This is a genomic window from Rhodococcus sp. T7, assembly GCF_009872365.1.
Lineage (GTDB): Bacteria > Actinomycetota > Actinomycetes > Mycobacteriales > Mycobacteriaceae > Rhodococcus_F.
Window position 1 is genome coordinate 1 of the sequence record NZ_WXYH01000349.1, and the last position, 14,689, is coordinate 14,689.

12 protein-coding genes are annotated in these 14,689 nt (G+C 68.7%); 6 read left to right on the plus strand and 6 right to left on the minus strand.

Annotation, left to right across the window (positions count from 1 at the left end; genetic code table 11):
- Positions 1 to 473, plus strand: a 473-nt coding sequence (gene tnpA, locus MLGJGCBP_RS34130; RefSeq protein WP_236581530.1) for an IS200/IS605 family transposase, incomplete at its 5' end; no start/stop codon positions are given.
- A gap of 111 nt (positions 474 to 584) precedes the next feature.
- Here tnpA and MLGJGCBP_RS34135 read toward each other — a convergent pair.
- Positions 585 to 1,970: a cystathionine beta-synthase gene (locus MLGJGCBP_RS34135; protein ID WP_005255744.1), complete on the minus strand. Its 1,386-nt coding sequence runs from the start codon at positions 1,968 to 1,970 to the stop codon at positions 585 to 587.
- 135 nt (positions 1,971 to 2,105) lie between these two features.
- Between MLGJGCBP_RS34135 and MLGJGCBP_RS34140 the strand changes: the two genes are divergently transcribed.
- Positions 2,106 to 3,128 (plus strand): SGNH/GDSL hydrolase family protein, encoded by a 1,023-nt coding sequence (locus MLGJGCBP_RS34140; protein ID WP_087560175.1) that lies wholly within the window; start codon positions 2,106 to 2,108, stop codon positions 3,126 to 3,128.
- A 107-nt stretch (positions 3,129 to 3,235) separates the two neighbouring features.
- On the plus strand, positions 3,236 to 4,453 hold the full coding sequence (locus tag MLGJGCBP_RS34145; RefSeq protein ID WP_160101302.1) for an acetyl-CoA C-acetyltransferase: 1,218 nt from the start codon (positions 3,236 to 3,238) through the stop codon (positions 4,451 to 4,453).
- Positions 4,454 to 4,569: 116 nt separating this feature from the next.
- Here MLGJGCBP_RS34145 and MLGJGCBP_RS34150 read toward each other — a convergent pair whose 3' ends face one another.
- The 3 genes from MLGJGCBP_RS34150 to MLGJGCBP_RS34160 all read right to left on the minus strand — a co-directional run bounded on the left by MLGJGCBP_RS34150 (position 4,570) and on the right by MLGJGCBP_RS34160 (position 7,439).
- Positions 4,570 to 5,424, minus strand: coding sequence for a Bax inhibitor-1/YccA family protein (locus MLGJGCBP_RS34150; RefSeq protein WP_201453286.1), 855 nt, complete (start codon positions 5,422 to 5,424; stop codon positions 4,570 to 4,572).
- A gap of 163 nt (positions 5,425 to 5,587) precedes the next feature.
- Entirely contained in the window at positions 5,588 to 6,730 is a 1,143-nt protein-coding gene (locus tag MLGJGCBP_RS34155) for a class I SAM-dependent methyltransferase (protein WP_160101306.1), read from the minus strand.
- A 1-nt stretch (position 6,731) separates the two neighbouring features.
- Positions 6,732 to 7,439 (minus strand): nitroreductase, encoded by a 708-nt coding sequence (locus MLGJGCBP_RS34160; RefSeq protein ID WP_160101308.1) that lies wholly within the window; start codon positions 7,437 to 7,439, stop codon positions 6,732 to 6,734.
- Positions 7,440 to 7,542: 103 nt separating this feature from the next.
- Between MLGJGCBP_RS34160 and MLGJGCBP_RS34165 the strand changes: the two genes are divergently transcribed.
- Genes MLGJGCBP_RS34165 through MLGJGCBP_RS34175 form a run of 3 tightly spaced genes read left to right on the plus strand, consistent with a single transcriptional unit; the run spans position 7,543 to position 12,714 of the window.
- Positions 7,543 to 11,031, plus strand: coding sequence for a serine/threonine-protein kinase (locus MLGJGCBP_RS34165; protein WP_160101370.1), 3,489 nt, complete (start codon positions 7,543 to 7,545; stop codon positions 11,029 to 11,031).
- 60 nt (positions 11,032 to 11,091) lie between these two features.
- The gene (locus tag MLGJGCBP_RS34170) at positions 11,092 to 11,820 is read left to right on the plus strand and encodes a flavodoxin family protein (RefSeq protein ID WP_160101310.1); all 729 of its coding nucleotides are present in this window, start codon (positions 11,092 to 11,094) and stop codon (positions 11,818 to 11,820) included.
- Between the two features lie 24 nt (positions 11,821 to 11,844).
- The gene (locus MLGJGCBP_RS34175; protein WP_160101312.1) at positions 11,845 to 12,714 is read left to right on the plus strand and encodes a class II glutamine amidotransferase; all 870 of its coding nucleotides are present in this window, start codon (positions 11,845 to 11,847) and stop codon (positions 12,712 to 12,714) included.
- Positions 12,715 to 12,722: 8 nt separating this feature from the next.
- Here MLGJGCBP_RS34175 and MLGJGCBP_RS34180 read toward each other — a convergent pair whose 3' ends face one another.
- Positions 12,723 to 13,778, minus strand: coding sequence for a ferredoxin--NADP reductase (locus MLGJGCBP_RS34180; protein ID WP_160101314.1), 1,056 nt, complete (start codon positions 13,776 to 13,778; stop codon positions 12,723 to 12,725).
- A gap of 106 nt (positions 13,779 to 13,884) precedes the next feature.
- Entirely contained in the window at positions 13,885 to 14,646 is a 762-nt protein-coding gene (locus MLGJGCBP_RS34185) for an SDR family NAD(P)-dependent oxidoreductase (protein ID WP_160101316.1), read from the minus strand.
- Positions 14,647 to 14,689 lie beyond the last annotated feature (43 nt).

The following is a 14,689-nucleotide window of genomic DNA, read 5'->3' on the forward strand; positions in this document are numbered from 1 at the left end:
CCACATACTGCTCCGGGGTCGGAGCCAGCTTCACGACAACGATCCGCTTCACACCCCGCGCCTTTCCCTGCGGATACCCTTTGGTCTATGTCACCGAGATGATGGCAGAGGTGTGTGACAAGTTCGGCGCAACGTCGACCGCGTTCACCGGAGAAACCGACCACGTCCACCTATCGATCCACCACCCACCTACCGTGCAACTCTCCACCCTGGTCAATAGCCTCGAGGGCGTCTCCGCTCGATACCTGCGCCAAGAGTTCCCCGACCACATCCAGAAATACCTGTGGGGCAATCACTTCTGGTCACCGTCCTACTTCGCCGCCTCCGCAGGCGGAGCCCCACTCGCCACCGTCGCCGAGTACATCACCAACCAAAAACGACCCAAACCCACGCAAGAAAGCGCCCCCGCTACGCGCCATCCCGCGGTACAGAATCAGCTTCCTCCCAGCCCGAAAGGGCCAGACTTCCTCTGATTAATCCGATGAACTCCCCCTCACGGACACCGGACCGGCGCCCCGCTGTGCACCGTACGTTCCGTGCGCAGCGGGGACCAGTCTTCTCGCGTCCTGCCCTCGACGTGTCGTCTAGGAGCCGGCGCTGAGGAAACCGAGAAGGTCGTGACGGGTGATGACGCCCGCGGGCTTTCCGTCGTCGACGACCATCAGCGCGTCGGTGTCGCCGAGCGCCTTGGTGGCGGCCGACACGGGCTCGCCCGAACCGATGAGCGGGAAGGGCTTGCTCATGTGCTTCTCGACCGGGTCGGCGAGGTGTGCACGGCCCTCGAACACGGCGCTGAGCAGGTCGCGCTCGGTGACGCTGCCCGCGACCTCACCGGCCATGACGGGCGGCTCGGCACCGACGACGGGCATCTGGGACACCCCGTACTCGCGGAGGATCTCGATGGCGTCGCGCAGCGTCTCGGACGGGTGGGTGTGGACGAGGTCCGGGAGTTCGCCGGACTTGCCGCGCAGCACGTCGCCGACGGTCTTCTCGTCGGGCTTGCCGTCCAGCGGGGTGCGGAGGAATCCGTAGGACGCCATCCACTTGTCGTTGAAGATCTTCGACAGGTATCCGCGGCCGCCGTCGGGCAGCAGGACGACGATGACGGCGTCGGGGCCCTCACGCTTGGCGACCTCGAGCGCGGCGACGACGGCCATGCCGCAGGAGCCGCCGACCAGCAGGCCCTCCTCGCGGGCGAGACGGCGGGTCATCTCGAAGGAGTCGGCGTCGGACACGGCGATGATCTCGTCGGGGATGGACGGGTCGTAGGCGCTGGGCCAGAAGTCCTCGCCGACACCCTCGACCAGGTACGGACGGCCGGTGCCACCCGAGTACACGGAGCCCTCGGGGTCGGCGCCGATGACCTTGACCTTGCCGCCGGATACCTCCTTGAGGTAGCGGCCGGTGCCGGTGATGGTGCCGCCGGTGCCGACGCCCGCGACGAAGTGGGTGATCTTGCCGTCGGTGTCGGCCCAGATCTCGGGGCCGGTGGTCTCGTAGTGGCTCTGCGGGCCGCCCGGGTTGGAGTACTGGTTGGGCTTCCAGCCGCCGGGCAGTTCGCGGGCGAGCCGGTCGGAGACGCTGTAGTAGCTGTCCGGGTGCTCGGGCGCGACCGCGGTGGGGCACACCACGACCTCGGCGCCGTAGGCCTTGAGGACGTTGCGCTTGTCTTCGCTGACCTTGTCGGGGCAGACGAACACGCACTTGTATCCGCGCTTCTGGGCGACCAGCGCGAGGCCGATGCCGGTGTTGCCGGATGTGGGCTCGACGATGGTCCCACCCGGTTTCAGCTCGCCCGACGCCTCCGCGGCGTCGATCATCTTGACCGCGATGCGGTCCTTCGAGCTTCCACCCGGGTTGAGGTATTCGATCTTGGCTGCAACGGTCCCGTGGTTCTCACCGATGACGGAAGAAAGCTTGACGAGAGGGGTGTTGCCGATCAGGTCGACGACGTGTTCCGCGATGCGCATGCCTCCATGCTCCCAGATGCCCTGATCCGATGCTCACAGACGTCCGGCACGGGGGCCCCGATCCGACTAGATTGGTGCGGACGCAGTCCGCTGGAACCCGTGAGATGAGCACCAGGTAGCGGAAAGGTGAGACCAGTGCCCAAGAGGACCTGGCAGTCCGGAGTGAAGGCCGGCGCCGCGGCTGTCGTGGCAGGTTCGAGCGCAGGCACGCTGTCGTGGGCGGCGTACTCGTATCTGATGTCGCAGGCGACGGCGGCCCGCGGGGTGATCGGCCACAACGTCGCCAAGCCGCCGGAGGCCGACGGCGTCTACTCCCCCGGCGCGGCGGTGCCCGAACGCTGGCTGCGGACCACCCCGTACGACATCCACCTGATGATCTTCGGCGACTCCACGGCCGCCGGGGTGGGCTGCCTGTCGGCGGAGGAGGTGCCCGGCGTACAGATCGCGCGGCGCCTCGCCGACGAGACGGGCAAGCGGATCCGGCTGAGCACCAAGGCCATCGGCGGCGCCACGTCCCGCGGGCTCAGCGGGCAGGTGGATGCGATGTTCGTCGCCGGACCGCCGCCGGACGCCGCGGTGATCCTGGTCGGCGCCAACGACGTGACGAGCAAGAACTCCATCCGGGCGTCGGCGCGCAGGCTCGGCGAAGCCGTCGAACGGCTCCGCGCCCACGACTGCGCCGTCGTCGTCGGAACATGCCCCGACCTGGGGGTGGTGACGGCGATTCCGCAACCCCTGCGGACCGTCGTCCGGACCTGGGGACTGCGGCTTGCCCGGGCGCAGGCGGCCGCGACCAGCGCGGCGGGCGGCCACCCGGTGGCACTCGCCGACCTGCTGGCCCCCGAGTTCCTGGCGGCGCCCGACCGGATGTTCTCCTCCGACCACTTCCATCCGTCGGCGGCGGGCTACGAATTGGCGGCCATCCAGATCGTGCCCGTACTCGCGACGGCACTGGGCCTGTGGCACGGCGGGCCCCTGCCCGATCTGCCGGAGGTGTCGGAGGCCGCGGAATCACGCAAGCTGTCGACCCGGATAACGGCCTCGCTCAATCGTTTTCTGTGGCGACGCGACGTCCGGCGACGCGCACCCGCCCGCCTCGACGAACTCCTCGCGATCGAGGAGGCGTCCGCGCCCGGGACGCGACGGGTCGCTGAGTGAGATGGCGGCGACCCCGGCGTCGCCTGGCAACGTAAGTTGTCGGGAAGGCCACAAAACGGGTGGTTTGAAACACAGTGCAGACACCCGCCGTTGACAAAGGAGTTTTCATGCCCGAGGCAGTCATCGTCTCCGCAGTACGCTCACCGATCGGCCGAGCCATGAAGGGCTCGCTCAAGACCATCCGCCCGGATGATCTGACGACGCAGATGGTGGCCGCGGCGCTGGCGAAGGTCCCCGAACTCGACCCCACCGAGATCGACGACCTGCTCCTCGGCTGCGGCCAGCCCGCCGGACAGTCGGGCTTCAACATCGCCCGCGTCGTCGCGGTGGAACTGGGTTACGACTTCCTGCCCGGCGTCACCGTCAACCGCTACTGTTCGTCGTCGCTGCAGACCACCCGGATGGCACTGCACGCGATCAAGGCCGGCGAGGGCGACGTGTTCATCTCCGCCGGTGTCGAGTCGGTGTCCAGCTTCGTCACCGGCAACGCCGACGGCTTGCCGAACACCAAGAACGAGCGGTTCGCCGACGCCGAGGCGCGCACCGCGAAGCTCGCCGAGGGCGGTGTCGCCTGGACCGACCCGCGCGAGAACGACCAGATCCCCGACGTCTACATCGCCATGGGCCAGACCGCCGAGAACGTCGCGTCGGCCACCGGCATCACCCGCGAGGAGCAGGACCGCTGGGGCGTCCGCTCGCAGAACCGCGCGGAGGAAGCGATCAAGAACGGCTTCTTCGAGCGGGAGATCACCCCGGTCACCCTCCCCGACGGCACCGTCGTCAACACCGACGACGGCCCCCGCGCCGGCACCACCTACGAGGGCATCAGCCAGCTCAAGCCGGTGTTCCGGCCCGACGGCACCGTCACCGCAGGCAACGCGTGCCCCCTCAACGACGGCGCCGCGGCACTCGTGATCATGTCCGACACGAAGGCGAAGGCCCTCGGCCTGACCCCGCTCGCCCGGATCGTGTCCACCGGCGTGTCCGGCCTGTCGCCCGAGATCATGGGCCTCGGCCCGATCGAGGCCGTCAAGAAGGCGCTCGCCATCGCGGGCAAGTCCATCTCCGACATCGACCTGTTCGAGATCAACGAGGCGTTCGCCGTGCAGGTTCTCGGGTCCGCCCGCGAACTGAAGATCGACGAGGACAAGCTGAACATCTCCGGCGGCGCCATCGCCCTCGGCCACCCGTTCGGCATGACCGGCGCCCGCATCACCAACACCCTGCTCAACAACCTCCGCGAGCAGGACAAGACGTTCGGCGTCGAGACCATGTGTGTCGGCGGCGGTCAGGGCATGGCGATGGTCCTCGAGCGCCTGAGCTAGGCCCTCCGGGCTCGTGCGCCTTTTGGTAGCGGTAGCAACCAGAAAGGCGCACGGGCGCGAAGCGCGAAAAGGCCCCGAGAGCTTCAGCTCTCGGGGCCCTTTTCGCGCGTTCGCGCCTAGTCGCTGTTGAAATAGCTCAGCAGTCGCAGGATCTCGACGTACAGCCACACCAGGGTGACGGTGAGTCCGAAGGCGACGCCCCATGCTGCCTTCTCCGGCGCCTGGGCGCGGATCAGCTGGTCGGCGGCGTCGAAGTCCAGCAGGAAGCTGAACGCGGCGATGCCGATGCAGACGAGGCTGAAGATGATCGCCACGGGACCGCCGTCGCGGAGGCCGAGGCCGCCTTCGGTGAAGAAGCTGGCGATCAGGTTGCCGAGGGCGAGGACGACGACACCGATGAGGGCACCGATGATCATCCGCGTCAGGCGGGGCGTGACCCGGATGGCACCGGTCTTGTAGACGACGAGCATGCCGAAGAACACGCCGAACGTGCCGAGCACGGCCTGCCCGATGAGCGCCGCGCCGCCGACTCCGCCGAAGGTGACGTCGGTGAACATGAACGACAGCGCGCCGAGGAACAGGCCCTCCGCCACGGCGTAGGCGAGGACGATGCCCGGGTTGTCCATCTTGCGGCCGAACGTGGCCACGAGGACCAGCACGAGGCCGACGAGGCCGCCGCCGATGACGAGCGGGGTCGCCAGGTTCGCGTTGTTGCTCACCAGGAAGTAGGAGATGATCGCCGACACCGTGAGCACGCCCAGCGTGACGCCCGTCTTGGTGACGACGTCGTCGATGGTCATCGAACGGTGGTCGGGACCTGTCCGGTAGGGCTCGGCCTGCGTGTACTGCGGCTGACCGAACTGCTGCGTGACCTGCGCGGCGCCGGCCGTCGTAGATCCGAACGAGGCGTATCCGCCGCTGCCCTCTTGTTTGGGCAGGTTGCGGAACACCGGGTTACTGGTGGTGCGCACCGTGCACATCCCTTCTCGTGGCTCGCCGGGTGGATCCGGGTGTCTTGTACGTTGAACGTCCCGCACCCACCGCAAGTTCCCGTTCGTCGCTTTCGGGTCGGACAATTCGGACTCTACCGGTGCCGCGGGGACACTCGCCAGACGAGGCCGGTCGGCGTGGCGGTCAGGCCACCGACCGGGTGACCGTGAATTTGGGATTCCGCCCGACCACGTCGGTTCTCCCGACGAGCCGCTGCAACCGGCCCCGGTATCCGAGGTGGGAGTTGTACACGGTCCACAACTCGCCGCCGGGCCGGAGCACGCGCCCGGCTTCGGCGAACATCTTCGACGCCCCACCGGTGTGGACGGCCGCGCCGACGTGGAACGGCGGGTTGCACAGGACGACGTCCTGGCTGTCGGTCGCGAGGCTGGACATGGCGTCGTCGCGCAGGGTCGACACCCGCCCGTCGAGCCCGTTGGCGCGGGCGGTGGCGGCGGCCGACGCCACCGCCGCCGACGACTGGTCCGTCGCGATCACCGACACCTCCGGGAGGAGCCGGGCCAGGCTGACGGCGAGGATGCCGGTCCCGCAGCCGAGGTCCACCGCCGCGCGTGCTCGCGGGTTCACCCGGGGCAGGAAGTCGAGGAGGTATCGCGTCCCGATGTCCAGTTTGGGGCCGGCGAACGCGGCTCCGTAGGAGACGACGTCCAGCCCGATCTCGGCGAGGTGATCGGTGACGGGGTACGTCTGCTGCGCCGACTCCCGCGGTCCGCGCGCGATCAGCACCCGCGACTTCTGCCTGCCGAGGGTGGCGCGGACGTCGGAGAACGACCGCCCGAGCACGTCGTTCATGGCGGTGGAGATGTGCTTGTTGCGTCCGCCCGCATAGACGACGACGGACGGGTCGGCGTGGCGGGCGATCGTCTCGGCGACCTCGGTGAGTTCGCCGAGGCTCCGCGGCAGTTGCATCAGCACGACCGTCGCCCCCGCGAGCAGTTCCTCGCCGAGCGCACGCGACCGGTAGCGGTCGGCGAGCCCGACTGTGTCGGCGTTGGCGGCCAGCGCCAGTTCGCCGGTCAGCGGGTCCTGGTGCACGCGGATTCCGGTGGCACCGTGCGCCGCCGCGGCGCCGAGGGTCAGTGCACCGTAGTGGTCGCCGATCACGGTGAGTGTCCCGGGCGACGCGGCGGACAGGGCGGCCGCGGCCTCGTCGAGGATCAGGCGGTCGGCGGCGTCGACTGCCGTCAGGTTGGGAGCCTCGACGTCGGGGCGGCGACGCAGCCGGGAGAACAGGTCGTCGCGGTCGAACACTTCGGAGTCGAGCACGCTACCGGGACACCCACTGCGCGACGTGGGCGACGGGTTCCCGGTGGGTGCGGAATCCGTTGACGGGGTTCTCGGTGTCGGGGTAGCCGAACGAGATCGCGCAGACCACCCTGCGGTCCTCCTCGAGCGCGAAGAAGTCGTGGATGAACCGCGAACTTCCCGCGACGGCGGCCTGCGGAATGGTCGCCACTCCGAGGCTCTGCGCGGCGAGCAGGAACGTCTCGACGTACAGGCCGCAGTCCACGGCGCCGTAGGTGCCGAGCGATTCGTGGGTGGTGACGATCGCGACGTGCGGCGCCCCGAACAGGTCGAAGTTCTTCATCGTCTGCTCGGCGGACGCTGCCCGGTCGCCGGGGGCGATCCCGACGCTCGTGTACAGCTGCATGGCGCACTCGCGGCGGCGCAGTTTGTGCTCGCCCACGTATTCGCGGGGCCACTCGAAGTCGGACTCCTGCGGGTGGGTGCGGACGTACTCCGCCAGCCCGGCACGGAACCGCTCGGTGCCCTCCCCCTCGGTGATCGCGACCTGCCACGGCTGCGTGTTGCACCACGACGGCGTCTGCTGGGCGAGTTCGAGGATCCTCTCGATCACGTCGTGCGGCACCTGCTCGGGCAGGTATGCCCGGCAACTGATTCGCGCGTCGAGCAGCTGGGCCAGGGTGCGCTCGGCCGGGGTCGTGCGCGCTGTCGCAATGCCGGTATCCGTCACCGTCGAATTCTCCTCGGGTCTACTCGTTCTCGAACACCGCTCTCCGTGTCGCACGTCCGCGATATGCTGGCGTCAGTGCACCGAGAAGGTGATTTCATTGAGTGTGCCACGACACCCGGAAAGCAGTTCCGGGCCGACCGACTCGGATCCGCAGGCTACCAAGCGGATCGTCGTGACCGACATCGTCGCGGAGCTGTCTTCGGAAGGATTCGACGACGCCCGCGAGATCGGCCGGGGAGGGTTCGGGGTCGTGTACCGCTGCCTGCAGACGGCCCTCGACCGCACGGTCGCGATCAAGGTGCTGTCCTCCGATCTGGACGGGGAAGATCGGGAACGTTTCCTGCGCGAGCAGCGTGCGATGGGAAAATTGTCGGGGCATCCGCACGTCGTCGACATCCTGCAGTCCGGCGTGACGCGCAGTGGCAGGCCGTACATCGTGATGCCGTATCACTCGCGCAACTCCCTGGACGCCTGGATTCGCCGAGAAGGGCCGCTGCCGTGGAGTGAAACGCTGCGCGTCGGCGTGAAGTTGGCGGGCGCCCTGGAGACGGCGCACCGGCTCGGCACCCTGCACCGCGATGTGAAGCCCGCGAACATCCTGCTCACCGGATACGGCGAACCGCAGCTCACCGATTTCGGCATCGCGCGCGTCTCTGGGGGGTTCGAGACCACGTCGAGCATGATCACCGGTTCGCCGGCGTTCACGGCCCCGGAGGTCCTGCGCGGCGACGCGCCGTCCGCGTCCTCCGACGTGTACAGCCTGGGCGCCGCCCTGTTCTGCCTGCTCACCGGTCACGCCGCGTTCGAGCGGCGCAGCGGAGAGCGGCTCGTCGCGCAATTCCTCCGCATCGCCACGCAACCCGTTCCGGACCTGCGCGGCGAGGACATTCCCGACGACGTGTGCTCGGCCATCGAGCGGGCCATGTCCGAGGAACCGACCGACCGACCGGAATCTGCAGCGGAATTCGGGCAGGAACTCCGCGACATCGAACGCAGGCACGGACTCGACGTCGACGAGATGGCGCTCCCCGCCGCGGCGGACGAGTTCCCTCGCACCGAGCACAGTTCGACGCCGACCACGCAGTCCGGGCGCAGTCGCAGCTACCGGCGGCGGTCGGGTGCCACCCCACCGAGCGCCGCCGCCCGCTTCCGGCCGCCGACCCCGATGCGTTCCCTGGTGGAGCGCACCCGCCTCCTGGATCTGCTCCGGCTGGGGCAGCGGCGGCGGTTGACGCTCATCCACGCACCCGCCGGGTTCGGGAAGAGCACGGTCGCGGCCCAGTGGCGCGACGTCCTCATCGAGGACGGCGCCGCCGTCGCCTGGTTGACGGTGGACAACGACGACAACAACGTCGTCTGGTTCCTGTCCCATCTCGTCGAGGCGATCCGCCGGGCCGAGCCGACGCTGGCGGACGAACTGGGGCAGGCGCTCGACGAGAACGGCGCCGAGGCGGAACGGTACGTGCTGACGTCGCTGGTGAATCAGGTCCACGACAGCAGGCGCCACGTGGTGGTGATGATCGACGACTGGCACCGTGTCACGTCATCGGACACGATCGCGGCGATGGACTTCATCCTGGAGAACGGCTGCCATCACCTGCAGATGGTGGTGAGCAGCCGTAGCCAGGCGGGACTTCCACTCGCCAAGATGCGGGTGCGTGACGAGCTCGTCGAAATCGACTCCGTGGCTTTGCGTTTCGACCTCACGGAATCGCAGCGATTCCTGGTCGACCTCGGCGGACTGCACCTCGACGACTCCGACGTGGAGGCGCTGGAGGAGACCACGGACGGGTGGGTGGCGGCGCTGCAACTGGCGTCCCTGTCGCTGCGCGATCGCGACGATCCCGGCGACCTCATCCGGCACATGTCGGGCCGCCACCACGCGATCGGCGAGTACCTGGCGGAGAACGTGCTCAGCACTCTCGAGCCTGCGCTGCTCGACTTCATGCTGGCCACGTCCATCACCGAGCGGGTGTGCGGCGAACTCGCGTGCGTGCTGGCGAACGTGCCCCGCGGTCAGGCCCTGCTCGAGCAGGTCGAATCGCGCGACCTGTTCCTGCGCAGCCTTGACGAGGACCGGGAGTGGTTCGAGTACCACCACCTGTTCGCCGAATACCTCCGCCGACGGCTCGAGCGCGATCATCCGTCGCGCGTCGCGGATCTGCACCGTGCGGCCGCGCACTGGTTCGCCGATCACCACTACGTCAGCGACGCAGTGGATCACGCGCTGGCGGCGGGCGATCGCGACGTGGCCGTCGCGGTGGTCGAGGAGCAGGGCATGTACCTGGTGGAGCATTCGCGGATGGTCGCGCTGCTCGGCCTGGTCGACAAGCTGCCGCAGTCGCTGGTCGAGTCCAGTCCGCGCATCCAGATCGCGGTGGCGTGGGCGAACATCCTGCTGCAGCGGGTGACGCCGGCGCTGCAGGCGCTGTCGCTCGTCGCGTCGAGGCTCGAGTCTTCGGCGCTGAGCGAATCCGAGCAGGCGGACATCCGGGTGGAGGCCGACATCGTCCGCGCCGTGATCGCGGTGTCGTCCGATCGCATCGCCGGAGTGCCCGACCTCATCGCGGAATGTCTGGCCCGGCCGGAAACCCTGCGCCCGTGGGTGGTCTCGGCGGGGTCCAATCTCGCCTCCGCGGTCGCGATCGCCCAGTTCGATTTCGTGGAGGCGCGCCGCCTGCAGGAGTGGGCCACCGGGTATCACCAGCGGACCGTCGGACCGTTCAGCAAGATGTACGGCTACTGCTTCGCCGGTATCGCCGCGCTGGAGCAACTCGACATCACCGCGGCCGAGGACAACTTCCGGCTGGCCGTGCAGACCGCGACGAAAGGGGTGGGCCCGCACTCGCACGCCGCACGTCTCGCGGGGGCGCTGCTGGGCGAGTTGATGTACGAACTGGGTCATCTCGACGAGGCCGAACGACTTCTCGACGAGAGCTACGAACTCGGGCCCGAGGCCGGCATCGTCGATTTCATGATCGCCAGGTTCGTCACGGGCGCCCGGCTGAAGGCCGCACGCGGCGACGTCGCGTCCGCTGCCCGGCACCTCGACGAGGGTGCGTCCGCGGCGGCGGCGCTGGGACTCCCCCGGCTGCGCGCCCGGGTCGAGAACGAACGGGTCCGGCTCGGACTGCCCGCCTCGCCGCAGCCGCCGCCCACTGCCGGGAAACCCACCCGGGAACCCGATTTCGGTTTCGCCGAGATCATCGCGCAGCTCGACGACGCCACCGAGATCCGGAAGCAGTTGGCGGTCGAGCCGGACGTCGCGTGTCGCCGCGCGGAGGAGTGGGTGCGCCGGGTCGAACAGGAGCGCAGGCCGAGGGCGGCCATGCAGGCCAATCGCCTGCTCGTCGCGTGCCTGGTCGCGGCGGGCCGGGTCGACGAAGCGAAGTCGGTGCTGGCGTCCATCGCCGCGACGTGTGTGCGAATCGGCTTCGTGCGCTATCTGATCGACGGCGGGCCGCGCATGGTGCCCGTGCTGACTGCACTCCTCGAGGACAGGCTGGCGGGCCGGTGGCAGTCCGACTGGCCGGAGGTTCCGGCGGAGTTCCTGGCCGCGGCACTGGAGACGGCGACGCCGATCGAGAGCTAGGGCCTAGACCTCTCGCCGCTTCCGCCACGAAGAGGAACCGCCGCGGCATATCGTGGACTGATGACCGATCCATCGCCGCAGGACGGGCCACGGTTCAGTGGTCTGCGCGCTTTGTTCGTCAACTGCACCCTCAAGCGGTCTCCCGATGTGAGCAACACCCAGGGGTTGATCGACCGCAGTGTCGGCCTGATGGAGAAGGAAGGCGTCTCGGTCGACCAGTTCCGGGCGGTGGACCACGACATCGCGACCGGCGTCTACCCGGACATGACCGAGCACGGGTGGCCGAGCGACGAATGGCCACAACTGTTCCGGCGTGTGCTGGACGCCGACATCCTGGTGCTGGCGGGCCCGATCTGGCTCGGCGACAACGGTTCCGTCACGAAGCAGGTGATCGAGCGGCTGTACGGGTGCTCGTCGCTGCTCAACGACCAAGGCCAGTACGCGTACTACGGGCGGGCAGGCGGGTGCCTGATCACCGGCAACGAGGACGGGGTCAAGCATTGCGCGATGAACATCCTCTACAGCCTCCAGCATCTCGGATACGTGATCCCGCCGCAGGCCGACGCCGGATGGATCGGTGAAGCGGGCCCCGGACCGTCGTATCTCGACGAGGGGTCGGGCGGCCCGGAGAACGATTTCACCAACCGCAACACCACGTTCATGACGTACAACCTGATGCACGTCGCCGCGATGCTGAAGAAGGCAGGCGGGTTCCCCGTGTACGGAAATCAACGTTCGGAGTGGGACGCCGGGTGCCGTCCCGATTTCGCCAACCCGGACTACCGCTGATCCGTCCCACCCGAGAGGGAAGCCATGTGCCGATTGTTCGGGTTGTCCGCCGCCCCGCACCGCGTTCGCGCGTCGTTCTGGCTGCTCGACGCCCCGGACAGTCTGGCGCAGCAGAGTCACCGCGAACCGGACGGCACCGGCCTCGGCACGTTCGCGGAGGACGGGACGCCGCTGGTGGAGAAGCAACCGCTCGCCGCGTACGAGGACGCCGAATTCGCGCAGGAGGCGAAGCACCGGTACTCGGCCACGTTCGTCGCGCACATCCGCTTCGCGACCACCGGTGAACTACTTCCGCAGAACACCCATCCGTTCGCTCAGGACGGTCGCGTGTTCGCCCACAACGGCGTGGTCGAGGACCTGCCGAAGCTCGATGCGGAACTGGGCTCCGATCTCGCTCTCGTTCACGGCGATACCGACTCGGAACGGGTCTTCGCGCTCGTGACGCGGCACATCGGCAGGAGCGGCGGCGACGTCACGGCCGGGATCACCGCCGCCGCCCGGTGGCTGGCCGACAACGTGCCGATCTACGCGCTCAACATCCTGCTGACCACTCCCGGCGAATTGTGGGCGCTGCGCTACCCGGACACCCACGACCTGCTGTTCCTCGAGCGTCGCGCGGGCGGTCCGAGCGGTGGCCGCCACCTCCAGCACGCGAGCACTCCCGGCCGGATCCGGGCCAGGTCCGAACATCTCTCCGAGCGTCCGGCGGTGGTCGTCGCGAGTGAGCAGATGGACGAGGACCCCGGGTGGACGCCGTTGCAGTCCGGCGAACTGCTGCACGTCGGCCGCGACCTCGCCGTCACCCGGGAGGTGATCGTCGAGCACCCGCCGCGGTACCCGATCCGCCTCGAAGATCTCAATGCCCGGGCCGCGGCGGCGCAGACGGAGAAGTAGCCACCCGGTCAGAACTCGATCCGCAGGTGCTCGCTGACGGGGCGGGCCTGGCACGCGAGGATGTAGCCGCTCGCGATGTCCTCGGGGTCGAGGATCGACGCATTGTCCATGTCCACCTCGCCCTCGACGACCGTGCATGCGCAGGAACCGCATTCGCCTTCGCGGCACGAGTACGGGACGTCGAGCCCCGTGGAGAGCATGACGTCGACGAGTGTCGCCTGGCGCGGCCAGCTCAGGTTGTGCGCTTCGCCGTCGAGTTGTACCTCGACCGTCGACACCGTTCCCGGTTCCGTGTCCTCCAGTGCGTCGACGACGATCTCGGCGAACGGATCACCCGACAGCGAGGTGAACACTTCGGCGTGCACCCTGTCCCGGGGGACGCCGGCGAGTGCGAGCGCCTCGTGGATCGCCTCCATGAAGGGGCGCGGTCCGCACATATAGGCCCGGTGGTCCCGGAACCGGTCCGACAGGTTCGCCAGCTGCCGCGGCGTCGGCAGGCCCTGCACGCTCTCGAGCCAGTGCACGACGGTCAAACGGTGTTCGTGGTGGGCGGCGAGGTCCCGCAACTCGTCGGCGAAGATCACCGACTTCTCGTCCCGGTTCGCGTACACGAGAACGACTTTCCCGGCGCCTTCGCTCAGCGCCGATTTGAGGATCGACATCACCGGGGTGATTCCGCTGCCCGCGGCGAACAGGATCAGGTCTTCGTCCAGGCTCGCCGGAGTGAACACTCCGGCGGGCGGCAGCACCTCGATGCGGTCGCCGACGCCGACGTTGTCGCACAACCAGTGCGAACCGTATCCGCCCGCGGTGCGCTTGATCGTCACCTTCGGCAGGTCGTCGGTGAACGGCGAACTGGCCAGCGAATAGCACCGGGCGACCGATCCCGTGCGATCGCTCGGGATACGCAACGTCAGGAACTGCCCGGGCTTGTAGGCGAATTCGTGCCTGCGCTCGTCGGGGACGTCGAACACCAGCGAACGGGCGTCGGACGTCTCCTCCACGACGGCGGCCACGGTGACCACTACTGATCGCGAACTGCGTGGTGTTTCAACGGTCGTCATCGCGACGGTGCCCTCTCGCTACGGTAACTCGATCCTGCCGAAACTACTGCAGGTCGGCGGCAGCGGCCGCGGGCCTTCCCGCTGGGCGGGACCCGGATCGTCGCCGTCACCCCCACCGCGACTGCCCCCCGTCCAGCGGGATCGTCGCCCCGGTGAGGTAGCCGGCGTCCTCGCTCACGAGGAACACGACGGCGCGCCCGATGTCGGATTCGGCGTCACCGACCCGTCCGAGGGGGATGCCCGCCACGAACTCTGCCGCCTCGTCCGGATTCCGGTCCATCCACCGTTCGAGCGCCGGACTCTTCGCGTGCGGGGCGACGGACAGCACCCGGATCCCGTCCCGGCCCCATTCGCAGGCCGCCGACCTGGTCAGCGAACGCATGCCCTCCTTGATCGAGCCGTACGCCCCGTAGTTGCTCGCGTCCCAGCGGACGGCCGCCGACGTGACGAGGTTGACGATCACGCCGCCGCCGCGCGCGACCATGTGCGGGTGGCACGACTGCATCATCCGCAGCGTCGCGAGCGGTCCCGTCGCGAACGACCGCTCGTACTCCTCGTCGATCACCGACAGGATCGGTCCCGGTGAGCAGTCGTTGGCGTTGTTGACCAGGATGTCGACGCCGCCGAACGCGTCCACGGTCTTCTCGACGGCGGACGCGATGTCCTCGCGCCTGCTGACGTCGCACACCACCGGTGTGCTGCGGGCGCCGATCGCGGACAGTCGCTCGCACGTGTCGTGCAGTTTCGACTCCGTGCGTCCGGCGACCGCGATGGCTGCCCCTTCCCGCGCGAGGGCGAGGGCGATGCCCTGCCCGATGCCCTGCCCCGCACCCGTGATCAGCGCGACCTTGCCGTCGAGTGTGTTCATGTCCGCTCCCGTTCCCCTACTATCGAACCGAGCAATTGCTTGG

What these genes read in the sequence shown, in the direction of transcription:
- MLGJGCBP_RS34175 (WP_160101312.1), top strand. Translation starts at nt 11,845, where the DNA reads ATGTGCCGATTGTTCGGGTTGTCCGCCGCCCCGCACCGCGTTCGCGCG.
- MLGJGCBP_RS34135 (WP_005255744.1), bottom strand. Translation starts at nt 1,970, where the DNA reads ATGCGCATCGCGGAACACGTCGTCGACCTGATCGGCAACACCCCTCTC.
- MLGJGCBP_RS34145 (WP_160101302.1), top strand. Translation starts at nt 3,236, where the DNA reads ATGCCCGAGGCAGTCATCGTCTCCGCAGTACGCTCACCGATCGGCCGA.
- MLGJGCBP_RS34170 (WP_160101310.1), top strand. Translation starts at nt 11,092, where the DNA reads ATGACCGATCCATCGCCGCAGGACGGGCCACGGTTCAGTGGTCTGCGC.
- MLGJGCBP_RS34180 (WP_160101314.1), bottom strand. Translation starts at nt 13,778, where the DNA reads ATGACGACCGTTGAAACACCACGCAGTTCGCGATCAGTAGTGGTCACC.
- MLGJGCBP_RS34185 (WP_160101316.1), bottom strand. Translation starts at nt 14,646, where the DNA reads ATGAACACACTCGACGGCAAGGTCGCGCTGATCACGGGTGCGGGGCAG.